The sequence below is a fragment of the Paenibacillus sp. PK4536 genome, from assembly GCF_028594455.2.
GTDB lineage: Bacteria > Bacillota > Bacilli > Paenibacillales > Paenibacillaceae > Saccharibacillus > Saccharibacillus nuruki.
On sequence record NZ_CP126313.1, the window covers coordinates 2066294 to 2088154 of the forward strand.

Sequence of the window (21861 nt, forward strand, 5' to 3'; positions counted from 1 at the left end):
AGAACGGCTATCTTACAAGGTAGCCGTTTTTTTGCTTGATTTGGATATGTGTATGCTCATCATAGTTGTCTTAATTATAAAGTGCATTAATATCCGAGAGGACATTACAATATCCGTGACAAATTACGATAAGCCCGCGGAGGAATCCCTTCGCTTTTACGAAAAATACGGCTGAAATAATGAATATCGTGATAACCGACTTGTCGTCCTATTTCTTCGATAGACCCGTTGGTTTCTCGCAATAATCGCCTTGCTTCACGATGACGTAACATCTGTACATACTCTCCAGGAGGCATACCCGCCACTTTTTTAAATACTTTGATCATATGATCCTCATTCATATTAAGTTCATGGGCAAGTCTAGCATTACTCCAATGATCCGCAGGATAAAGTTCGATCTGATTCATGATATCTAAGATTCGATCTCCTTGCACAGGTGGATTCATATGATTATACGATTTCTGAGATCGAAGAAGTAGACCGAGAATATGTAGTAATAAGGCTTTGCAGATCAGTAGATAACCCGGTGGACGCATCGTAAATTCTTGAACCAATTGTTCGATCAATTGCACACATAAGGGAGAAGGCAGATATAGACGCTGACTGGAAAGAGGCTCGAATCCTTCAGCTATCGCTTCAGTTGCAAATTTGGTATCGATAATCTTATGTTCATTCACGATTAAATCTTCATCTCGTATAATCTGAAGCTCATGAAAAAAGTCAAAATGAATACCGATAAAATGGGCATTCGGCGTAGACCTGACTTCGTTACGATGAGCAACACCTGCTGGAATCAATAACAAATGCCCTGCTGGGATCACAATACTATCATCTTCAAAATGAGTAACTGCTTCCCCTTTACGTACATATAACAGTTCAAAATCATAAATGATGCGCTGATCTAATATTCCTGTAGGTAACTTCTGATGCTGGGCATAATGAATATTCGGTGACCATTGTTCTATTGGAGCAAGGCGCTGTTTACGATAAAACGTCGGATGCGAAAAACCGGAATTGTCCACAAAAACCTCTCCTTCTTCTAAATCTATTTGCTCTTATTGTTGATAGAATAACGTTAATCACTTGATATATCAATAAATCTATAGCCTTTCTACTTCGTAATTAACAACTATATATCGGAGGCGGTATTGTGAAAAAAGGAATTAATATCTGGTCGTTCTCGGATCAATTAAGTATTGCAGAATGCGCACATATCGCAAAAGATGCAGGCTTTGCAGGGATCGAATTGTCACTTAATGCTGAAGGAGAACTAGGGCTAGATGTTACCGATTCACAATTGTCAGCGATTCGTGAAACAGTGGCAAGTGAAGGCTTAGAAATTAGTGGATTAGCGACAGGGCTATATTGGGAATATGCGATGACTAGCGATGATCCAGCGACTCGTCAGCAAGCTATCGATATTTGTCGTAAGCAATTGGAAGTAGCCGCTGCACTAGAAGTAGATACGATTCTAGTGATTCCCGGAGGTGTGGGAGTAGACTTTATCCCGGATTATGCTGTTGTTGCTTATGATATCGCCTACGAACGAGCACTTGAAGCAATCAGTACATTGTCCAAAGAAGCGCAAGCTGTCGGTGTACAGATCGGTATTGAAAATGTATGGAATAAGTTTTTGCTTTCACCGCTTGAAATGAAAAATTTTTTAGATGAGATTCATTCTAATTATGTTGGCTCTTATTTCGATGTCGGCAATGTAGTCTATTCAGGTTATCCTGAACACTGGATAGCGATTCTAGGACAATATATCAAAAAGGTACATTTCAAAGACTATCGACGTGAAGTGGGTGGACTTGCAGGGTTTGTTGATTTGTTAGCCGGTGATGTTAATTATCCTGCTGTTGTTGCCGCTCTGCGTAAAATAGGCTATACCAACTACGTGACTGCTGAAATGATCCCTGCCTACAAATACCATTCGAATCAAATCATTTACAATACGTCTTATTCAATGGATGCAATTTTAGCATAAAGGAGGAATCAATTATGGTGAAAGTAGGATTGGTTGGTTTTGGAATGATGGGACATATGCATTTTGAAAATTATGTTCGGCTCGCAGCAGAAGGTGTAGATGTACAGCTTGTAGCCATTTGCGATATACGTATTGAAGAATTAAAGTATGAGAACGTGACAGGTAATATAGCAACAGATACAGATCACGCAGAAATGGATCTATCGGCTTACCATTTATATGATGATCTGGAGAAAATGCTGGCTGATGAGTCATTGGATGTGATTGATCTGACTTTACCAACAGACCTGCATGCTCCGATTGCTTGCGATCTTCTTGCCCGTGGATACCATGTATTCTGTGAAAAGCCGATGGCGATTCATACGTCTGCTGGTCAACAAATGGTAGATGCGGCTCATGCTCATCAGAAGCAGTTGATGATCGGGCAATGTCTGCGCTTCTGGCCTGCTTATGAATATTTACAAAAAGTGGTGACCGAGCAATTGTTAGGGCAAGTGATCAGTGCTACATTTTTCCGTGGCGGAGCAACACCTAAAGGATGGTTTGTCGAGAAAGAGCGTAGTGGTGGAGCGATGCTAGATATGCATATTCATGATGTCGATATAATTCAGTGGGTTTTTGGCTTGCCCGAACATGTCTCTTCAATAGCACGAAATGTTGTTCCGGGTAGTGGGTATGATGTGGTATCGACTAATTATATCTATGCAGATGGCAAAGTCGTTAACGCCCAAGTCGATTGGACACTACAAGGGGATTATGGATTTGAGATGAGCTATCGGGTCAATTTTGAACAAGGTAATCTTGTCTTTATCAACGATATGGTGCAAGTTAATCCGAATAATAGTGCAGGTTATACTGCTGAATTATCATCAGATCGAGGATATTATCGTCAACTTCGTTATTTTATAGAATGTCTCATAGAGGGGCAACCGATGTCACAAGCAACACCTGAAAGTACACTTCATTCATTACAATTGGTTGAGTCAGAGATGTTGTCAGCAGATCGTGCAGGAGACAAAGTGAGTGTGGCTCAGGTGCTAGCCTGATTCTCGATTATTTTCATATTCAAAATTATAGAATCATTAAAACTATATTCAGATAGCGTTTGAGATGGCGCTATGTAGAATATAGTTTTTTGTTTGGACTGTAAAAGGATATACCAAATTTTGAATATCATTAATTGAATTATAAGGTATAATCATAAAGCGAAAATGAATATAAAGGGGTCGCTTATGAATACAGAACAATCACAACCATTTGTGCTCCGCCAAAGTTTATTATGGATTATGGCGATTGCGTCAGGGTTAGCAGTGGCTAACTTATACTATAATCAGCCACTGCTTGCAGATATGGCGACTTCATTCGGTATTAGTCGGGATCGAGCAGGATATATCTCTACGTTTACACAGATTGGATATGCGTTAGGGATGTTGCTATTTGTACCTTTAGGTGATATTCGAGAACGACGTAAGCTTATTTCAACCTTGTTGATTTTGGTTACGATCTCGCTGTTAGCGGCGGCAGTTTCTACTCATATTGTGTGGATGTATATTGCTAGCTTTGCGATAGGGCTGACTACTGTTGTTCCACAGATTCTAGTTCCTTTCTCAGCTCAACTGGCTACACCAGAACAGCGGGGTAAAGTAATCGGAACCGTGATGAGTGGATTATTATTCGGCATCTTGCTAGCTCGAACAATCTCAGGATTAATCGGTGGCACATGGGGATGGCGCTGGATGTATGGTATAGCAGCAATCTTAATGTTCATCCTGTTTCTCGTTTTACGACGTAAATTACCTCATGTAGAGCCATTGATGAAATCGACATATCGCGAACTGGTCGTATCCATGGGTGGATTGATTCGCCAGTATGCTGTGCTACGTGAGGGTGCACTGATTGGTGCGCTGAATTTTGCTTCATTTAGTGTGTTCTGGACATCGCTTAGCTTTTACCTTGAAGGGGAGCCTTATCATTATAGTAGTCAGATTGCAGGCTTATTCGGACTGGTGGGCGTGGTCGGTGCATTAGGTGCTCCTGTAGTGGGACGTATCGCAGATCGTATACAACCCAAATGGATTATAGGGTGTATGATAACGATCACGCTGATTTCCTTTGCCTTTTTCGGCTGGTGGGGTGGTAGCTTAATTGGTCTTATGATCGGAATCGTCCTACTGGATCTAGGCGTGCAAGGAGCACAAGTTTCTAACCAAGCTCGGATCTATGCTTTAAATGATAGTGCACGTAGCCGTCTGAATACGGTGTTGATGGTGAGTACATTTCTCGGTGGAGCAATCGGCTCGTCCGTAAGTAGTTATATGTGGAAAATCGGCGGTTGGAGTGCTGTGAGTCTATCCGGCGGAGTCTTTATGCTGTTGTCACTGCTCATCTGGAGTATTGCGAGATGGAGAAAACAATAAGGGTATCTAACAAAGAAGCAGATCATTCCGAATAGGGACGATGCTGCTTCTTTATTTTTATAGATACATCATTATTTATGTACGATCTTCAGTCAGATACGTTTTGACCGATGGATGCTTATAATGAGCAAATTGATCCAGTATGCCTTCAGGAGTGGTATCGACGATTACCATTTCTCGATACTTTTGTTGCATAAATCGTTGATTCGCCATCTGATTGAAAAGGGCAACTAATGGATCATAATAATGCTCTATATTCATCAGTCCACAAGGTTTCTCATGCAATCCTAATTGCGCCCATGTAAAAATCTCGAAGTATTCTTCCATCGTACCAGGACCACCGGGTAACACGATAAATCCATCCGACATTTCTGCCATTTTGGCTTTGCGTTCATGCATAGAATCGACAACGATCAATTCAGTCAGATGTTTATGGGCGATTTCACGAGTCTGGAGAAAATGAGGTAATATTCCGATCACGTTACCTCCTTTTTCTAAAACAGCATCAGCTACTGCACCCATCAATCCTACACTAGCCCCACCATAGATCAGTGTAATGCCACGATTAGCTAGCTCATGTCCTAAAGCGATAGCATGTTCTCGATAAGCGGATAATGCTCCATCATTTGATCCGCAAAATATAGCTATACTTTTCACTGTAACATCTCCTTTTATTTGATCTGAAAATAAGTACGGGTATCAATATAACATATAACAACGTGAGAATGAATGGATGTATTATAATCATTTAAATAAAAAAACTTTCTCCTAAATATAAGGAAAAAGCTTTTTGAATAATAGATATTAAGCTCAATTAAACTCGATAGATTCATGCATAGTATTCCATGCAGCTTGACCTACAATACCTAATCGCCAAATCGAGATGCCTTTGAGATCATAACGTTTGGCTAGACCGATTTTGGAATTGACCGAATCAGCATTTTCGCTACCTAAAGAAATACCTAGAATCAGCTTATTTTTATTGATCTGTTTTAATGCTAATGTGATGGCTTCATCGACTTTGGCAAGGGGTTCAGGGCTTTTTTCATTATCATAAGCATATGCCATAATAATAATATCATCTGCTAACGTACCTAAAGTGCGATAATCATATCCTTGATAAGAGCTATTAAGTGGGTGAAGCACAACGGTTAATTTAAGATTTTTTTGATGAGCTTGAGTAGCTATGTTTTTGATAAATGCATTATAGTCTTTCTGCGCTTGAAGCTTATCTCCGGTTAATCCTAAGCCTTCGAAATCGAGTACAATTCCTTTAAATCCTTTTTGTGTAGCGGTATCGACAATACCTTTGATCGTTTGTTGCTGTAGTGTAAGATCTTCCAGATTCTTGGTCAATTCGCCATGTCCGTCAACAGCATAGACCATCAGATAAGGTGAAGTGCCTTGTGTTGCGGTATTCTGAATAATGGACTCTGGTGTATCAGCACCTGCGGATTGAGGCCAGCGATATTCTTTGCCTGTATCAGCAATCGTGAATTTCCCATTCAGATCAATACGACTCCAACCAAATGCCATCGTATCAAAATCAGGAATCATCGCACGCTCATCATATGAAGATAATGCGTAGAATCCCATCGTATACAGATCTTCTTGAGGAGACGTAATCGAGACAGTCTTCGTAGCTTGGTTCCATTGCACACCTGCTCCGAATTGCTGACTGAAGAAGCTGAGTGGAATCATTGTATTGTTACTAATCGTCTGTGGTGCTAACGCTAAAGAAACAGTTCTGCCATCGACTGTAGCTTGTGTACTGCCCATCGTTAAAACGACTTTTTTAGTAGTAGAAGCTTCTTTTTTGGTAGCTGTAATCGTTTTGGAAGCTTGATTCCACTGTATGTTAATCCCTAGCGCTTCTGATATCGCACGGAATGGAACCATCGTTGTCCCTTTAATAGCGACAGGCTGAACAGGAAAAGGTAAAGCATACCCATCCAACATAATGCTCACCCCACCACTTGTAGCAGCTTGAGCTACCGAAGAGGTAAACGGCAATATAGGCATAACAAGACTACCCATCAACAAAGCATGACACAACCCCAATTTAACTATCCTATTCAACTTCATTCCTCCTAAGCGTTTGGCCCTATAAACGCGACCGAATCAAATAAAAAAATGATTTTTGCAAAGCAAAATATCTTACCTAAGCGTTTGGCAACATAAAATAAAAAAATGATTTTTGCCAAGCAAAATACGATAATCTTAATCATTTTACCAAATAAAGTAATTCCGTACTATATCGTTTAAGCATCATTTCTATAGGTTTTGGACTTGATCCTATTTTTATACTATAATTTCTAACATCTGTATAAATAATGAATTATGCCACAACGCTAAGACCTATTAAGCTAAAAGTAGAAGTATAGGGAGGCACGTTATGATTGCGATCGATTTGAGTGGTAAAACAGCATTAGTCACAGGAGCAACAGGTCAGTTAGGTCGTGTTATGGCACGTACATTGGCTCAAAGTGGTGCTAATCTGATTCTTCATTATTTTCGTAATCAAGAACAAGCTTCGTTGTTACAACAAGAATTGCAGCAGCTAGGACGTTCTGTTTTTATTGTCCAAGCAGATATAGGGAACATGGATGATGTAGTTCAAATGAAGCATACATTATCGACAAATTTCGTTATGCCTGATATTGTTGTAGGTAATGCTGTTTCGCAGTATGAATGGACATCTATTTTAGAACAAAATATGCAGGATTATATAGATCAATTCCAGACAACGGTGTTACAAGCCGTCCATCTAGCTAAAGTATTCGTTCCTCATATGATAGAGCAACGATACGGTAGAATGATCGGGATTAATACGGAATGTGCGATGCAAAATGGACCGACGCAATCAGCATATGTAGCTGGAAAACGTGGTATGGACGGGATTTATCGCATTCTTGCCAAAGAAATAGGCGAGCATCAGATTACAGTCAATCAAGTCGCTCCTGGTTGGACATTAAGCGAGCGTGATCTTGGCATAGACCCTTCTGAAAGGCAAGATAGTGCGTACATTCGTCAGGTACCTTTGCAACGCAGAGGAACCGATCAAGAGATCGCCAATGTTGTAGTTTTTCTTGCTTCTGATCTAGCCAGTTATATTACAGGTGCTTATATTCCTGTCACTGGCGGTAATGTAATGCCTACAATTTAAACTATTCTTTATAAGACCATAGACAGTGATGAGCAAAAGTTGTGGATCATACTATTCATATTATGCGTACAAAAGAACTAATTATTCTAATAAATATATTTTTGATAGAGAAGTTGGTTATAATTGTAAAATAAGTTGTTTGTAAATAAAGGTAGTACCTATATTTATTAATGAAACTGAATAGATATAGGATCAGGTAGGAGCGTGTCTAGTGAATGATCAGCAACTGGTTAGTTTAGCAACTAGCTATACGACCAAGTTATTAAGAAGCCGCTTCGGAAAAGGTCCAGAATCTATATCAGTCTATGTAACAGGCAAATGCGTTATTTTTCATCTCAACAATTTTATTAGCCCTGTCGAAAAATTTTTGTTAAATCAAGAAGAAGAACAAGCTTTCCGTTACACTCGTGAATTGATCATGAAATCAATGTTGCCTGAATTAAAGAATTTTTTGAATGAGGATTTAAATCTAACGGTAGATGAGTTATATTATGATTGGGGTATTCATAACGCTTCGGGAATTATTGTTGGCTTGGATACGGCTCATTTTGAAGAACCTATAGATTATAATGGCAAACAAGAAGCACATGATCAGATACTTGATGTCACTTCCATCGTTCAAAAAAGAAGCTCTTATATTGATTCATGGTGGGTCAACTCCAAAATTTTAGTTATCTTTCGAAAGGGTATAACCATACTTCTAGAGAAAGAACTGTTTAAATTGGGATATGAACAGCAATTGAGAGTCGCTAAACGAAAGTTAGAAAAAGGATTGCTTAAAAAAAATACGAACTTAGGTCAATTGTTTGACAAAAAATTGGCGGATATTTATATTGATTGGGATTTTGATCTAGATCATAGTACGTTTGTGTATACGTTTAAATAATATAACGATAAAGAATATATGATCGGTAATGATTCAGACATGATTATGCGCTGAAATTAGGCCGAAGAACAGGTGAAACTACCTTTTCTTCGGTCTATTTTTATTTAAAGGAGGCATATCGATGAATATGAACCAAGTACAAAATGAGGTTCTTTATATTGAGGATGATGAAATTAATCTAGCCTTGATGCGTCATATCTTTTTGAAAAAGTTACCTTCGCTCAAATTAATTGAAGCCACGACGGCTAGACAAGGTATCGAGATTGCTAAAGAGCGTAAATTATCGTTAATTTTATTAGATATAGGATTACCCGATCAAGATAGATTTACAGCTTTGAAAGAAATTAAGTCATGGATGGTTCAAGAACCTACTCCGATCTGGGCAGTTAGCGCAAGTGTTTTTGAATCGGATATCAAAAATGGGCTGAATGCAGGATTTGAAAAGTATATTACGAAGCCATATGATGTACAAAAAATAGTGAAATTAATTAAAAATACGGTAACGGTTGGAACTATAAATACGAATTAGTAAACTAAGAATGATGTTTGCCAAGCCAAATCTTTTACTTTAAACAGATGTACAAGTATCTGTATAGCCGTTGTACAGATACTAAATGATGTAACATACCCAAATCTAGGAATGGAACTGGGATATTATATTGGGAGTGTAATCATTGAATCGGAAAAAATTAATTAATCAAACCACAAGTTATACTACAAAATTATTAAGAAATCGTTTCGGTAAGGGGCCTGAAGCGGTATCTGTGTATTTATGTGAACAATGTATCATTTTACATCTCAAAAACTTTTTAAGTCCAGTTGAAAAGTTTTTGCTAAGTCAGGAAGAAGAACAAGCTTTTCGTTATACGCGTGAATTGATTATGAAATCGATGTTGCCTGAACTTAGAAATTTTATGACCGAAGAGTTAGAATTAAAAGTCGTTGATCTGTACTATGACTGGGGGATATATAACGCTTCGGGAGTGATTGTAGGATTGCTGGATTATGATTTCAATGCTACTCAAGAAGACTATGAAGGTAAAGAAGAATTACATCGTGAGATTATAAGAGCCACGACTGAATTGCAAAAACCTCCGACATGGATGGACTCCTGGTGGATCAACTCCAAAACATTGTTTATTCTTCGTAAAGGAACCACTATTCTTTTGGAAAAAGAACTGATTGGTCTGGGTTATGAAAATATGTTACGGATGACTAAAGGGAAAATCGAGAAAATGTTATTAGAGCAGGAAATTCAGATCGAACCTATTTTCAACAAAAAAATAGCTGATCTTTATGTGGATTGGAGTTTTGAGAACGATCATAGTATGATTATGTATACGTTTGAAGAATAACGAAATGGGCTAGTGGTTAACATCGTAAAATGCTATAATACTTTAGCAAGGGAATCTTAATTCCTTTTTGAATATCATTATATTGAATATGCACATTTGAGTTTATTGTATTGTGATCTTTACACTCCATGTGAATGATAGAGCAAAATGGAGTATATTCGTATGGAGGCAAAGGTATGCAATACAATGAATTGGTAAGCCAAGCAACCAGTTTTGTTAGTAAAATGCTAAGAAAACGCTTTGGTAAAGGACCAGAATCAGTACATATTGTTCTGTCCGATCGCTGCATTTTGATTCATTTACGGAACTTTTTGAGTCCGGTAGAGGAATTTTTATTGAGCCAAGAGGAAGAACAAGCTTTTCGTTATACACGAGAACTGATTATGAAATCTATGTTACCTGAGCTTAAAGTGTTTTTAAATGACCATTTAGATCTGAAAGTGACAGATATGTATTATGATTGGGGTTTGCACAATTCTTCCGGCGTGATCGCTGGCTTGTTCGGTTCTAGCTGGATGGAGACAGAAGATTATCAAGGGAAAAATGAAATCCATGATCAAGTGATGAAAGTAACTGCTGAAGTTCAGAAAACACCTGCTTTTATCGACTCCTGGTGGGTTCATCCTAGATTGTTAATTATCTTTCGAAAGGGTATAACCATATTACTTGAAAAAGAATTAATTGATCTCGGTTATGAAAATATATTGAAGTCAACCAAACGTAAACTAGAAAAGCGGTTGTTAGAACAACACGTCGATCTGGAATGTATTTTACAAAAGAAATTAGTCGACCTGTATGCGGATTGGAACTTTGAACGTGATCAGAGTATGGTTGTATATGTTTTTGAAGAATAAAGAATACTGAACGATATAAATATACGGTAATGATACAGACATTATATATGCGCTGGAATTAAGCCGAAAAAGAGGTGAAACAACCTCTTTTTCGGCTTTTTCTTTTTTAGAAAGGAAGGATTACATGCAACCTACCAAAATCCAGATTCTATATATTGAAGATGATGGAGTTAATATGTTACTGATGCGTCATTTGATTAAAAAGAAATTGCCATCTGTTGAGTTGTTAGAAGCATCTACGATTCAAGAAGGTATTGGATTGGCGATACAAACACAACCTTTTTTAATATTATCTGATATTCATTTTCTAGGCATGAACGGATATGAAGGTCTGACTCAATTGAAAGCAGATTCTCGAACATCGACGATACCCGTATGGGCGATCAGTGCTTTTGTACTGGAAGAAGATATTCGCAAAGGGAAAGCTGCTGGATTTGAACAATATATTACCAAGCCGATTCATATCGGACGATTCGCCAAATTATTAGAAGCCTATATTGAGCAAAAAACTTCTTAACATAGACAGCTACAATCGTTCTTCTTGTGATACAATACATAAGTCTGTTTGAAGATTATTGTAACAGGAAGGACATCCACATCTATGAAACAAACCCCGTTTATTGCTGTAGAAGGCGCTATTGGTGCTGGTAAAACAACACTTGCAACGATGTTAGCTCAGGAAATGAATATCTCGATTATCAAAGAAATTGTAGAAGAAAACCCTTTTCTCGGTAAGTTTTATGAGAATATCGACGAATGGAGCTTTCAGCTAGAGATGTTTTTTCTCTGTAATCGTTATAAGCAATTGGAAGATACCGGACTACAATATATAGCCAATCATAAGCCTGTTATTTCCGATTATCATATCTATAAGAATTTGATTTTTTCAGAACGTACACTGAAAGGTGTCCAACGGGATAAATACCGTCAAATCTACCATTTGTTAACCGATGATCTACCTAAGCCTGATATTATTTTGTATATCCGTGCTGATCTAGAAACGTTATTATATCGCATCAAAAAGCGGGAACGTACTTTTGAACAATCGATGGATACAGCGTATTTGGAACAATTGATTCTTGATTATGAAGAAGCGATGGCTTCGATTGCGATTAATGAACCATCGACTCAGATCATTACGATTGATGGTAATTTGATTGATTTTGTGGAAAATAAGGAGCATTTCGCACAGATTGCTTCTGATCTAAAGGAGCTTATACATGAACGAATACAACATACCTGATAATGCACTTATTACTGTCGCTGGTACTGTAGGTGTAGGTAAATCAACATTAACATCTGTGTTAGCAGAACGCTTGAATTTCAAAACATCTTTAGAAAAAGTGGATCACAATCCATATTTGGAAAAGTTTTATCATGATTTCGAACGGTGGAGCTTTCATCTTCAGATCTACTTTTTAGCAGAGCGATTTAAAGAGCAGAAAGCTATTTTTGAAGCAGGTGGCGGTTATGTTCAAGATCGTTCGATCTATGAAGATACCGGTATTTTTGCCAAAATGCATGCAGATAAAGGAACCATGTCTGTTACGGATTATGAGACGTACACAAGCTTATTCGAAGCGATGGTCATGACGCCTTATTTCCCGCATCCAGATGTATTGGTCTACTTGGAAGGCAGTCTGCCATCGATCTTGAGCCGAATTGAGCTACGTGGTCGCCAGATGGAGATTGAGACAGAGCGTTCCTACTGGGAGCAGATGCATGGGCGGTATTCGACGTGGATTAACGAATTTACAGGATGTCCGGTGTTACGTCTGAATATTGATCAATACGATGTTCATGATCCAGCTTCGGTTGATTTTATTTTGCATGAAGTAGGTAAAGCAATTCAGTTGTCTCGTAGTAAGAATTTGAGTCAAGTGGAACAAGCGTAGTAGACATAGAGGTAACTCACCTAGCAAAGACGAAAGACTCTCATAACGAGAGTCTTTTTTTGATGCCAAATATGCGATTTGAACCCATTTCAGCTTCATAAAAATCTGTTGTTTAAGAGATACGCTTTGCAATAGGATGATCTTTATTTAATTCTAATAAGTCCCATAAGTTGCCGTATAAATCTTTGAAAACAGCGACCATGCCGTAGTCTTGCTCTTTAGGTTCTCTAACAAACTCAATTCCATTGGCTACCATATCATGATAGTCTCTCCAAAAATCATCTGTATTTAGAAAAAGGAATACTCGATTCCCTGTTTGATTCCCGATAAACGGTTCCTGTTCAGACTTGGATGCTCTTGCGAGAAGAATCGTGGTTCCTACTGAACCTGGCGGAGAAATGACGACCCAACGTTTATCTTGTTCAGGTTGATAAATATCTTCGACTACATTGAAATGAAGCTTATTCGTATAAAATGCGATAGCTTCATCATAATCCTTGACGACTAATGCAATATGAACGATAGATTGAATCATAATAGAAATGCCTCCTATACATCATGTCAGTTACATTTAGATGGTACATGAATACAGTATTTAATTTTCTAAATACCGATATAATGTCGATTTGCTAATGCCCGTTTCATCCCGAATCTGAGCTAAAGTATATTGCTGACTTTCGTACATCTGAATCGCTCGTCTCACATTATCATCTAACTTACGAGGTCGTCCGACTTTCACTCCCCGTTCTTTGGCTTCATACATTCCTCTCTTCGTATGTTCACTGACAATATCACTTTGAAAATGTAGTAGCGCATGGACATTGTTGTAAAAAGCTTTGCCTTCTACAGTATGTGTATCAATCTCTTCTTGTATAGAAACCAAGTAAGCCTGTTGTTTAGTGATCTGATCAAGTAGTTCTGCAAGATGCCGTGTCGAGTCAGCTAAAGCAAAAATCTTAGTGACTACTAGAGTATCTTCTGGCTGAAGTGCTTGAATAACTTGCTCCAAAGCTATTCTTTTTTTGGCGGAAGCATGTTCTTCCGTGACATATTGGTCACAAGGGTATTGCTGTAATTGTTCTAACTGGTGATGACAATGAAGATCATCCTGATAAGGTCGTAGATAACCGATTAACATGCGACAAGCTCCTTACTCTAATAAGACTTTCTTAAATTATACCATAGTAAAGAACCAAAATGGTTCCATTTTGGTTCTTGTTGTGCTAAGATCGATGGGTGAGATAACGGATCCTGACTTTTATGAGAGTTAAAAGTCATTATACAAAGAATAGGAGAGGAATAGACGTTTATGAATACGATCAAAGAACAATGGTTTTCTAATGTGAAAGGAGATGTATTGGCAGGTATTGTAGTGGCGCTTGCTCTGATTCCAGAAGCGATAGCGTTCTCGATTATTGCTGGTGTTGATCCAATGGTAGGCTTATATGCTTCGTTTTGTATTGCGGTTATTATTGCTTTTATTGGTGGACGTCCCGGTATGATCTCAGCAGCGACAGGCGCAATGGCATTACTGATTGTTCCGCTAGTGCGTGAGCATGGGGTACAATATTTGCTTGCAGCTACAGTATTAACGGGTGTTATTCAAATATTATTTGGTGTATTTAAAGTAGCTAGGCTGATGAAGTTTATCCCTAGAGCGGTTATGATTGGTTTTGTGAATGCTTTAGCTATTCTTATTTTTATGGCTCAAATTCCGCATTTTTGGAGGATTTCTACTACAACGTATTTGTTTGTTGGTATTACGTTATTAATTGTGTATGTATTACCTCTTTTTTTCAAAGCTATTCCAGCACCCCTTATCGCAATTGTCATGTTAACGGCCATAGCAATCTGGGGGAATATTCATATTGGAACTGTTGGGGATTTAGGTACGATTACTCAATCTTTGCCTTCATTTCTTCTTCCTAACATTCCTTTGAATCTAGAAACATTGATGATTATTTTACCGTACTCGATTTCTTTGGCAGTAGTGGGTCTGGTAGAGTCACTTTTGACGGCATCGATTGTAGACGATATGACAGGGACTGGCAGTAACAAAAATAAAGAAGCACGTGGACAAGGTATAGCTAATATTGTTACTGGATTTTTTGGGGGGATGGCAGGCTGTGCAATGATCGGGCAGTCGATTATTAACGTCAATTCAGGAGGACGTAGCCGATTATCTACATTGATAGCAGGTGTTTTCTTGATGTTTTTGATTTTGGTTCTAGGCGGATTAGTGATTCAGATTCCCATGCCTGTATTAGCGGGAATCATGATCATGGTTGCGATTGGAACATTTGATTGGAGTTCATTTAGCTATCTGCGTAAAGCACCGAAAAGTGATGCGCTTGTGATGGTAGTGACGGTGATCGTGGTGGTGGCTACTCATAATCTGGCTCTTGGTGTATTGGCAGGTATCTTGTTAAGTGCTATTTTATTTGTAGCCAAAATCTCTACCATTAAAGTGGTTTCTCAGTATGTACAACAGACGATAGTATATCGCGTAGAAGGACAGCTGTTTTTTGCTTCTGTTGAGAGTTTTGTCGATTCTTTTGACTATACAATTAGCGATTTTAAAATCACTCTCGATTTTTCAGATGCTCATGTATGGGACGATTCGGGTGTAGGTGCTGTCGATAAAGTGGTTATTCGACTCCGTTCTCTCGGCAATCATGTAGTGGTAAAAGGATTAAATACTTCTAGTGAAAAGATTATTAATAAAGTAGGTGTCTATCACGATGAAAATGCAAAATCAAAAGTACACTAATACAAAGGAGCGATTTCGATGTATAAACATATTTTACTTGCAGCAGATGGTTCAGATAATGCGATTCGTGCGGCTAACGAAGTAGTTAAATTAGTTTCTTCTATGTCTGATGTTACAGTTCAAATTTTATTTGTAGTCGATCCATCTAAAGTAAAAGAAGAAGTACTACATTCTCAAAATCATGAAGATATTGAATTTAAGCGAAAACAAAGACTTTTGCCTATTCAAGAGCCATTTGAAAATGCACACATTTCTTATCGTCTCACGATTACAAATGGTGATCCTGGTTCAACGATTGTTGAATATGCAGAGCAACATCAGATAGAGTTGATTGTTATAGGCAGTCGTGGATTAAATACGCTTCAAGAATTGGTTCTGGGAAGTGTAAGTCATAAAGTGGTGAAACGAGCACATTGCCCTGTCCTGATCGTTAAGTAATAACGGAGTATTCAAAAATATAACAAAGCCGTAGAAAGGAATATCAACTTATGGAGTTGATTCACAGATTGGTTCATTATGATCTGACTTCGCTTGAAGGACATTGTTTTGAACGTAAAGCTGCTCGGGCTATTATTATGCGAGGAGATAAGATTCTACTGCTATATACCCAAAGATACAATGATTATAGTTTTCCAGGTGGTGGGGTTGAACTGCATGAAGATTTGTATACGGGACTATGCAGAGAACTTGCAGAAGAAACCGGAGCGACCAATGTTAAAATTGTACGAGAATTAGGCTATATTGAAGAGTTCCGTCCTTATTATAAACCGGAATATGATTTGATTCGTATGTTATCTTACTATTATATATGTACGATTGATGAGCAACTGGGAGACACTCAGCTAGAAGAATATGAGATTACGAACGGAATGTCTGCATTATGGATTAATCTGAATGAAGCTATTGTTCATAACCGACAAGTCATGATGAATCAAGAGCCTTCTATGGGCTTTTCAATTGAACGAGAAACGTTGATCTTGGAATTAATAGCTTCTGAGCAACTATCTTAATATAGTAAAAGCCATCGACTCCTAGATAAGGATCGATGGCTTTTTTTATAGTATTAATTCTGATGTTCGGTAGACGCAATACTTGATAACGATGTGAGGGCTGGTGTTAAGAAAGTCTCAGATTCTTTGCCTTCTGGAGACTGTACACGGAAAATATAAGCATCTTTACTCTGTTCATCTTCCCAGACAATATAATCATACAATCCTTTTTCATTCGAAACTTGTAACAGTAAACTTGCCTGTACCATTGGACCTTCAGCTAATTGGTCGCCTTTATATTCTTTTGCTTCGCCATACGCTGCCAATTCTTTTATTCCTTTTGTGCGTAACTCGTCTAGGTTGAAATCAGAAGATAATTTTTCGATGTCGGCATAGTATTTAGGATTATTCGTCAATTGAAGGCGATGGTTTGCAGGATCTAATGTGTATCCATCAAACACATATAATGAATAATCATTGCTCTTGTTAAGCGTAGCTGTTCGTTTATCGCCCATTCCCATATCGAAAGACTTCGTAGATTCACGTTCTACTATTGAAGCTGTTGCTTCGTCTTCTGAAGATTCTGTACTGTCTGCTACCTGATCTTTATCCACCTGTTGATCCTCTGTGGTCGTAGATACTGCTGGCTTGGTTTGCGAATCTGTAGCTGGAACCGTTGTTTGCTTTTGACAGGCTGTCATAGTGAGGGTAAGCAATAATACAGAAGCTATAGTTAAACTTTGATTTTTTGCATTCATGATGAACACCTCCTCTAGTTAGACGAACTCAATGCTGGATATATTACCTTTTTGATCAATTTCATATATTGAAGGTAGAGGATAAGCACATAAACTTTAATAGAATAGAACCAATTGTGTATAGGCTCTTCTTTTAAAAATAGGAAATAATATCCTTCTTTGTCCACACTTTTGCAAAAATAGCAATCTTACATATTAAAAATTTTACATGTAAAATATGAGATATAGCTTATTTTTAACTATTCTTCTAGATGCAGTTGAAAATGCTGTTCAATCATCGAGTTGTTTTATTACACAGAAGGAGCTGCATTATGTCGAACACTATAGAAAATGTAATTATTATCGGAGCAGGAATCGGAGGATTATCGGCTGCGATTTCTTTGCGGAAAATAGGGCTTCAAGTGACTTTATGCGAAGGTAGCGCTCATGATGCACCTGCCGGTACAGGCATTACACAACCTCAGAACACGTTTAAAGTATTAAAAGATTTGGGTGTCTACGAAGAGTGTCTGGAGCAAGGGGTACAGTTAGATAGTATGCATATTCTGAACAAAGAAGGACGTGTACTGTTAGAGGTTAATCAGAAGTTTTTGAATGAAGATTTACCGGGTCGTAACTCAATCTGGCGCTCCAGTCTAAATGATATTTTGCTCACTAAAGCTTTGTCACTGGGTGTGACGATGCAGTGGAATAAAAAGCTGAAAACATATGAAGAAAATGAACACGGGGTCACCGTTTATTTTGAAGATGATACGATCTTAGAAGCGGATCTGCTTGTAGGCTTTGACGGGATTCGTTCGAAAGTGCGCAATATGATGCTTCAACGCGAGGTTCAGTCGTCTTATCTAGGGATGGGTTCATGGCGTGTACCGATTGAGTTTCCTGCCGGTACATTAACGACAACAAGTTATATGCTATTAAATGAAGACAACAAAGTAGGTATTTTTCCGTTAACTGCAACCGATGGATATATGTTTATTTTGAAGCCTGTTGACGAAGATTATCGTGATCCGAAAGAACAACGTTATGATACGGTACGCAATATGTTAGAACCGTTTCAATGGAAAAAAGATTTCCTGAACAACTGTTTCCAACCGGATAGCCCTATCTTATTTAATATGATTCGTCAGGTTGTGCTAAAAGAAAAATGGTATAGCCAACGTGTTGTGATCGGCGGAGATGCGGCTCATGCAAGTGCTCCTAATCTGGCACAAGGTGCAGCTATGGCTATCGAAGATGCGATCGTGTTAGCTGAGGAAATAGATCAACATCACTCGTTATCTGAAGCGTTATCGGCTTATTATGACCGAAGATATCCAAGAGCACGAGAAGTGCAACGGTTATCTGAAGAGTTGCTGATTAATGAAATGTCTGGTAAATCGTCGCAACAAGAGATTATTCAGCAGTGTGATGCTTTACTAGAAAGAGCCTATTAAGTACAGATATTATGCTATTTAAATAACCATGATCTATAAAGCACCTATAAGGTGCTTTTTTTCTTTGTCTTTATTTCGGCTAGATAGATGTATACAAAATTAGGAAGGTTTGACGATTCATCAGGCATTTTATCGTTTCTGGAAGAGTCTATATTTGAAATTGAAAAAGGATGTATAAAGTTAAGAGCGTTATTGGTCGAAGAAGTAGATAAGAGCATATCTCTAATGAACGGATGCTACATCTATGATGACAGCTAGAGAAAAAGGAGCCTACCGATGAAAAAGTATCGCAAATATGAAGAGGGCTTTACCTTGATCGAAGTGATGGCGTCAATCGTTATTCTGGCGATTGTTTCATTAGTATTGATGTCTTACTTTAGCGATTCTTTATCTTATGCCAAAACGAATGCGAATAAAACAGTGATGGTGAATCTGGCGCGTAACGCATTAGTTTATACTGAAAAGCAAGATTTTGATACATGGAAAATGTATTTTCAATCCAATTCTACTGTCGATAGCCGAAAGTGTGAGTCGATCAGTAATTGCAGTCTATACGCTACGCTGGTGGAACAACCTCAAGTGTTAGCTGCGGTATTGAATCCGATTGTTAATGGAGTGCAATATCGAGTCGCTATTCAATATCAGAAGAACTTACTTCCAACAGCGACTTCTAGCAGTACAACAGGTACAGCCAAAGCCCAAGAATCAACATATCTGCTTCCTATCCAGATCAGTGTACATGGACCTGAGGAAAAAGCAGGTCAGGTCGGAACGATTGTGGAGGGATATATCACAGATGAGAAAATTCGTTGATCGATTACGTCGTCAGGACGGATTTACATTAGTCGAAATGATTCCCACACTGCTGTTGGTAGCTATGGTCATGACGATGGTCTATGGAGTGGCTCATTTTGGAATGCGTAGTTACAACCAGATCAAAGTTGAAAATTCTTTGCGTGATGAAGGCGATATTTTGATGTCTTCGATTATTACAGAGCTATACACTTTTTCACCGGATCGAGTTCGTCAGTTAACTGTAAATGGCAAAAATATAGGCATCCGTCTGGAACGTGACCCTGCTATAACGAGTGGAACAGGTACGATAGAAGCTTTGAATATTTATATGCAAGCAGGGTCACTCTATATCGGTGATTTGCAGAGTATTAGTAGCTCTTCTACAGTAACATCAATTGTACTTCCCAAAGATCAGGTTAGAGCGGTGCAGTCTCAGTTAGGAGATAGTTCGTTTATCCAGATTCAGTCCGATGGTCGAACAGTCTATAATAGCGGCATTATTCAGATCAAATTAGCTTTGGCTCAGACAGTACAAGGTCAGAGTAAAAGTCTAGTGCTTGAAAGTAATTTTGGATTTTGATAATCCATACTCATAGGATAAGGCTAGAGGTTGAAAAAGGAGGTTATCCATGTCTGTATTTCGAAAGTGGACGCACAAGATTCGGCTGTGGCTAGGTCATACCTATACTAACGGTAGATCTGTTCCATATAAGCAAGAGCAAGGATCGGCATTGGTCATGGTGATGTTTGTCGTTCTGATCTTGACTGTATTGGGTCTGGCAGTATTAAGTGCAACCGTAGGTGGAGCCAAGCGCACCGAAACACGGGAAAATGATGTACAAAGTCTACATCTAGCGCAGAAGTCATTGGATGAAACGGTAGCTTATATTACGGCTCAATTGGATCAGAAGCAAAATATTGATCCGATTAGTCTAAATACAGATATTCTGAGTATTACGCAACAGATTCAGAATCAGATCAATGCAGGTGTAAAGACCAGTACCGATCTGCAAGTCTCAGGAGCAGGGCAATCGCAGTCTAAGCTGATGTCTATTGTTTATAAAGGACCAGAGAAAGGTACAACTGCCCAGTTAACCCGGTATGCACTTACTTTAACGGCGCAAGCCAATGTAAATGGTGTAGTTCGCACGCTGGTACAAGAAGTAAATATTGATACGTTTCCCGAATTTCTAAGTTATGCACTGGGTTCAGAACATAATCTGATTCTAAATGGAGCACCCAATATTATAGGCAATATCTACGCAGGTGATGGTCTGATGACCAGTCATACGGCTCGCTATACGTACAAAGCAGCCAGTCATACCAAAGCGACTCAATACCCACATCTTAATGGAGATGCTTATGTACAATCGTTAGAAGCGATTCAAGAGGAGAAAGTCAGTAACCAGTATACGCCGATTAATATGGACCCTACACTGGCTAATGATAGTCTAGGACGAGTGTTAGGCATTTCATTAGAACAAGTTAATATCAAAAACAAAAAGAAATTCGTACAGGTCAATCTGGATCAGACCTTTATCGACAAAATTGCTGAAGCGGTCTCGGTCAATCGAAATGATATCCAGACGATGTACATCAATACCGGACAGAATCCAGCTCAACTGATGACCGATGTTGCCAAACGGTATGGCATCAAGCAATTAACATTACCCACCAAGCCAGCTACTCCAGTTCGTCCTGCAATAGGTGCTCCATCTACCGAGTGGGATCAATACAATGCCGCGGTTGCCGCTATGCAGTCGTATGAAGAACAGATGGCTAAACTTAAAGTCACACTTGCTACTCTAGACCAATCTGTTTTATTTAACGGTGATCTTGAACTGGATGGCGTTACTTTTAATCAATTGAATTATGCACAAAAAGCAGGAAAATGGTTTTTGCTCAATGGGAATTTGACGATTGATAATTACCAGAAAAATTCGATTCAGATTCGTGCCAATATGCTTACCGCAGGTAATGTGAATATTCAGGGAGAAGCTGATTTGGACGCAACTATTTATGTCATGAAGAAACCAAGCAATCCAGCCGATTATACAACTGTTCTTCAAGACGCTACAATCAAAGGGTTAAATGGCAAAGAGGTTGTCTTAATGTCCAAAGGTGGTATTTTACTCAATCGTATCGAAGCATTCAGTAGTACACCGACAACGATTAAAGGATTCTTTTACACCGAAGCTGCGGCAGATTTGTATGGGGTCGGATCGGTATTCTGGTTAGATGGAGGCTTTTTTGCTAAAGGCGATCTGACTGTTAATGCAGTGGTCGGGGATGCTGTCGGAGGCGCAAGCGATATCGAAGTCAATCCTTCTTCCAATGTAGGAAGTCGTTTCCGGGTAACCTATAATGAAGGAGTATATGCAGATCAACAGGCAGGATTACCACGGATTCAACAAGTGAATGTACGTGTAGGTAAGTTAGAACTTAAATAAGGAATAGAGTGGCTGTATAGCGAATCTCAAGCGTACAGTTGCACAATAAAAAGGCACTTATGATCTTTGTTCAGATCGTAAGTGCCTTTTTTGGTATTGTTTA

24 protein-coding genes are annotated in these 21861 nt (G+C 38.6%); 18 read left to right on the forward strand and 6 right to left on the reverse strand.

The features are described 5' to 3' along the window. Window positions 1-104: 104 nt before the first annotated feature. On the reverse strand, window positions 105-1022 hold the full coding sequence (locus tag PO903_RS09435; RefSeq protein WP_273593246.1) for a helix-turn-helix transcriptional regulator: 918 nt from the start codon (window positions 1020-1022) through the stop codon (window positions 105-107). 128 nt (window positions 1023-1150) lie between these two features. On the opposite strand from PO903_RS09435, the gene PO903_RS09440 reads away from it, so the two are divergent. From PO903_RS09440 to PO903_RS09450, 3 genes are all read left to right on the forward strand, one after another. Then, window positions 1151-1987 carry a sugar phosphate isomerase/epimerase family protein gene (locus PO903_RS09440; protein WP_273593247.1) on the forward strand — a complete coding sequence of 279 codons (837 nt, stop codon included), beginning with the start codon at window positions 1151-1153 and terminating at the stop codon, window positions 1985-1987. Window positions 1988-2001: 14 nt separating this feature from the next. Then, window positions 2002-3033, forward strand: a complete 1032-nt coding sequence (locus PO903_RS09445; protein ID WP_273593248.1) for a Gfo/Idh/MocA family protein — start codon at window positions 2002-2004, stop codon at window positions 3031-3033. Between the two features lie 186 nt (window positions 3034-3219). Beyond that, window positions 3220-4404 (forward strand): MFS transporter, encoded by a 1185-nt coding sequence (locus PO903_RS09450; RefSeq protein WP_139129221.1) that lies wholly within the window; start codon window positions 3220-3222, stop codon window positions 4402-4404. Between the two features lie 75 nt (window positions 4405-4479). Here the strand turns inward: PO903_RS09450 and PO903_RS09455 are convergent, their stop codons facing one another. Both PO903_RS09455 and PO903_RS09460 read right to left on the reverse strand, forming a co-directional pair. After that, window positions 4480-5061, reverse strand: coding sequence for an LOG family protein (locus PO903_RS09455; protein ID WP_273593249.1), 582 nt, complete (start codon window positions 5059-5061; stop codon window positions 4480-4482). 153 nt (window positions 5062-5214) lie between these two features. Next, window positions 5215-6426, reverse strand: a complete 1212-nt coding sequence (locus tag PO903_RS09460) for a stalk domain-containing protein (protein WP_502921685.1) — start codon at window positions 6424-6426, stop codon at window positions 5215-5217. A 373-nt stretch (window positions 6427-6799) separates the two neighbouring features. Between PO903_RS09460 and PO903_RS09465 the strand changes: the two genes are divergently transcribed. From PO903_RS09465 to PO903_RS09500, 8 genes are all read left to right on the forward strand, one after another. Beyond that, window positions 6800-7570, forward strand: a complete 771-nt coding sequence (locus PO903_RS09465) for an SDR family NAD(P)-dependent oxidoreductase (protein WP_175425135.1) — start codon at window positions 6800-6802, stop codon at window positions 7568-7570. A 211-nt stretch (window positions 7571-7781) separates the two neighbouring features. Further along, window positions 7782-8456, forward strand: a complete 675-nt coding sequence (locus tag PO903_RS09470) for a Na-translocating system protein MpsC family protein (protein WP_069326806.1) — start codon at window positions 7782-7784, stop codon at window positions 8454-8456. A 121-nt stretch (window positions 8457-8577) separates the two neighbouring features. Continuing rightward, window positions 8578-8985: a response regulator gene (locus PO903_RS09475; protein WP_069326805.1), complete on the forward strand. Its 408-nt coding sequence runs from the start codon at window positions 8578-8580 to the stop codon at window positions 8983-8985. Between the two features lie 145 nt (window positions 8986-9130). Continuing rightward, window positions 9131-9811, forward strand: a complete 681-nt coding sequence (locus PO903_RS09480) for a Na-translocating system protein MpsC family protein (protein WP_069326804.1) — start codon at window positions 9131-9133, stop codon at window positions 9809-9811. A 176-nt stretch (window positions 9812-9987) separates the two neighbouring features. After that, window positions 9988-10665, forward strand: coding sequence for a Na-translocating system protein MpsC family protein (locus PO903_RS09485; protein ID WP_069326803.1), 678 nt, complete (start codon window positions 9988-9990; stop codon window positions 10663-10665). A 124-nt stretch (window positions 10666-10789) separates the two neighbouring features. After that, the gene (locus tag PO903_RS09490) at window positions 10790-11182 is read left to right on the forward strand and encodes a response regulator (protein ID WP_069326802.1); all 393 of its coding nucleotides are present in this window, start codon (window positions 10790-10792) and stop codon (window positions 11180-11182) included. An 84-nt stretch (window positions 11183-11266) separates the two neighbouring features. Further along, the gene (locus PO903_RS09495) at window positions 11267-11908 is read left to right on the forward strand and encodes a deoxynucleoside kinase (RefSeq protein WP_069326801.1); all 642 of its coding nucleotides are present in this window, start codon (window positions 11267-11269) and stop codon (window positions 11906-11908) included. Further along, window positions 11886-12560: a deoxynucleoside kinase gene (locus PO903_RS09500; RefSeq protein WP_069326800.1), complete on the forward strand. Its 675-nt coding sequence runs from the start codon at window positions 11886-11888 to the stop codon at window positions 12558-12560. Before PO903_RS09495 ends, PO903_RS09500 begins: the two co-directional genes overlap by 23 nt. Before the next feature lie 112 nt (window positions 12561-12672). Here the strand turns inward: PO903_RS09500 and PO903_RS09505 are convergent, their stop codons facing one another. Together PO903_RS09505 and PO903_RS09510 are read right to left on the reverse strand one after the other, a co-directional pair. Continuing rightward, window positions 12673-13095: a VOC family protein gene (locus PO903_RS09505; protein WP_137221342.1), complete on the reverse strand. Its 423-nt coding sequence runs from the start codon at window positions 13093-13095 to the stop codon at window positions 12673-12675. A gap of 60 nt (window positions 13096-13155) precedes the next feature. Further along, entirely contained in the window at window positions 13156-13698 is a 543-nt protein-coding gene (locus tag PO903_RS09510) for a recombinase family protein (RefSeq protein ID WP_273593251.1), read from the reverse strand. Window positions 13699-13869: 171 nt separating this feature from the next. On the opposite strand from PO903_RS09510, the gene PO903_RS09515 reads away from it, so the two are divergent. From PO903_RS09515 to PO903_RS09525, 3 genes are read left to right on the forward strand one after another with little or no spacing between them, the layout of a single operon-like run. After that, entirely contained in the window at window positions 13870-15330 is a 1461-nt protein-coding gene (locus tag PO903_RS09515) for a SulP family inorganic anion transporter (RefSeq protein ID WP_273593252.1), read from the forward strand. Window positions 15331-15348: 18 nt separating this feature from the next. After that, the gene (locus PO903_RS09520; protein ID WP_273593253.1) at window positions 15349-15768 is read left to right on the forward strand and encodes a universal stress protein; all 420 of its coding nucleotides are present in this window, start codon (window positions 15349-15351) and stop codon (window positions 15766-15768) included. A 50-nt stretch (window positions 15769-15818) separates the two neighbouring features. Continuing rightward, window positions 15819-16340 (forward strand): NUDIX domain-containing protein, encoded by a 522-nt coding sequence (locus PO903_RS09525; protein ID WP_273593254.1) that lies wholly within the window; start codon window positions 15819-15821, stop codon window positions 16338-16340. Window positions 16341-16393: 53 nt separating this feature from the next. Here the strand turns inward: PO903_RS09525 and PO903_RS09530 are convergent, their stop codons facing one another. Next, window positions 16394-17077: a DUF8580 domain-containing lipoprotein gene (locus tag PO903_RS09530; protein WP_273593255.1), complete on the reverse strand. Its 684-nt coding sequence runs from the start codon at window positions 17075-17077 to the stop codon at window positions 16394-16396. Between the two features lie 311 nt (window positions 17078-17388). Between PO903_RS09530 and PO903_RS09535 the strand changes: the two genes are divergently transcribed. The 4 genes from PO903_RS09535 to PO903_RS09550 all read left to right on the forward strand — a co-directional run bounded on the left by PO903_RS09535 (window position 17389) and on the right by PO903_RS09550 (window position 21758). After that, window positions 17389-18513 carry an FAD-dependent monooxygenase gene (locus tag PO903_RS09535; protein ID WP_273593256.1) on the forward strand — a complete coding sequence of 375 codons (1125 nt, stop codon included), beginning with the start codon at window positions 17389-17391 and terminating at the stop codon, window positions 18511-18513. Between the two features lie 276 nt (window positions 18514-18789). Continuing rightward, a complete protein-coding gene (locus PO903_RS09540) occupies window positions 18790-19326 on the forward strand; it encodes a type IV pilus modification PilV family protein (protein ID WP_273593257.1) in 537 nt (178 codons plus the stop codon). Then, window positions 19310-19888 (forward strand): PulJ/GspJ family protein, encoded by a 579-nt coding sequence (locus tag PO903_RS09545; protein WP_161594204.1) that lies wholly within the window; start codon window positions 19310-19312, stop codon window positions 19886-19888. The genes PO903_RS09540 and PO903_RS09545 overlap by 17 nt, the downstream gene beginning before the upstream one ends. A 49-nt stretch (window positions 19889-19937) precedes the next feature. Beyond that, entirely contained in the window at window positions 19938-21758 is a 1821-nt protein-coding gene (locus PO903_RS09550; protein WP_273593258.1) for a hypothetical protein, read from the forward strand. Window positions 21759-21861 lie beyond the last annotated feature (103 nt).

Bases quoted from the DNA above. Each gene is read 5' to 3' on its own strand.
- PO903_RS09550 (WP_273593258.1), top strand. From the start codon at position 19,938: ATGTCTGTATTTCGAAAGTGGACGCACAAGATTCGGCTGTGGCTAGGT.
- PO903_RS09520 (WP_273593253.1), top strand. From the start codon at position 15,349: ATGTATAAACATATTTTACTTGCAGCAGATGGTTCAGATAATGCGATT.
- PO903_RS09545 (WP_161594204.1), top strand. From the start codon at position 19,310: ATGAGAAAATTCGTTGATCGATTACGTCGTCAGGACGGATTTACATTA.
- PO903_RS09535 (WP_273593256.1), top strand. From the start codon at position 17,389: ATGTCGAACACTATAGAAAATGTAATTATTATCGGAGCAGGAATCGGA.
- PO903_RS09505 (WP_137221342.1), bottom strand. From the start codon at position 13,095: ATGATTCAATCTATCGTTCATATTGCATTAGTCGTCAAGGATTATGAT.
- PO903_RS09510 (WP_273593251.1), bottom strand. From the start codon at position 13,698: ATGTTAATCGGTTATCTACGACCTTATCAGGATGATCTTCATTGTCAT.
- PO903_RS09485 (WP_069326803.1), top strand. From the start codon at position 9,988: ATGCAATACAATGAATTGGTAAGCCAAGCAACCAGTTTTGTTAGTAAA.
- PO903_RS09475 (WP_069326805.1), top strand. From the start codon at position 8,578: ATGAATATGAACCAAGTACAAAATGAGGTTCTTTATATTGAGGATGAT.
- PO903_RS09445 (WP_273593248.1), top strand. From the start codon at position 2,002: ATGGTGAAAGTAGGATTGGTTGGTTTTGGAATGATGGGACATATGCAT.
- PO903_RS09515 (WP_273593252.1), top strand. From the start codon at position 13,870: ATGAATACGATCAAAGAACAATGGTTTTCTAATGTGAAAGGAGATGTA.
- PO903_RS09465 (WP_175425135.1), top strand. From the start codon at position 6,800: ATGATTGCGATCGATTTGAGTGGTAAAACAGCATTAGTCACAGGAGCA.
- PO903_RS09525 (WP_273593254.1), top strand. From the start codon at position 15,819: ATGGAGTTGATTCACAGATTGGTTCATTATGATCTGACTTCGCTTGAA.
- PO903_RS09460 (WP_502921685.1), bottom strand. From the start codon at position 6,426: ATGCCTATATTGCCGTTTACCTCTTCGGTAGCTCAAGCTGCTACAAGT.
- PO903_RS09530 (WP_273593255.1), bottom strand. From the start codon at position 17,077: ATGAATGCAAAAAATCAAAGTTTAACTATAGCTTCTGTATTATTGCTT.
- PO903_RS09450 (WP_139129221.1), top strand. From the start codon at position 3,220: ATGAATACAGAACAATCACAACCATTTGTGCTCCGCCAAAGTTTATTA.
- PO903_RS09500 (WP_069326800.1), top strand. From the start codon at position 11,886: ATGAACGAATACAACATACCTGATAATGCACTTATTACTGTCGCTGGT.
- PO903_RS09540 (WP_273593257.1), top strand. From the start codon at position 18,790: ATGAAAAAGTATCGCAAATATGAAGAGGGCTTTACCTTGATCGAAGTG.
- PO903_RS09495 (WP_069326801.1), top strand. From the start codon at position 11,267: ATGAAACAAACCCCGTTTATTGCTGTAGAAGGCGCTATTGGTGCTGGT.
- PO903_RS09490 (WP_069326802.1), top strand. From the start codon at position 10,790: ATGCAACCTACCAAAATCCAGATTCTATATATTGAAGATGATGGAGTT.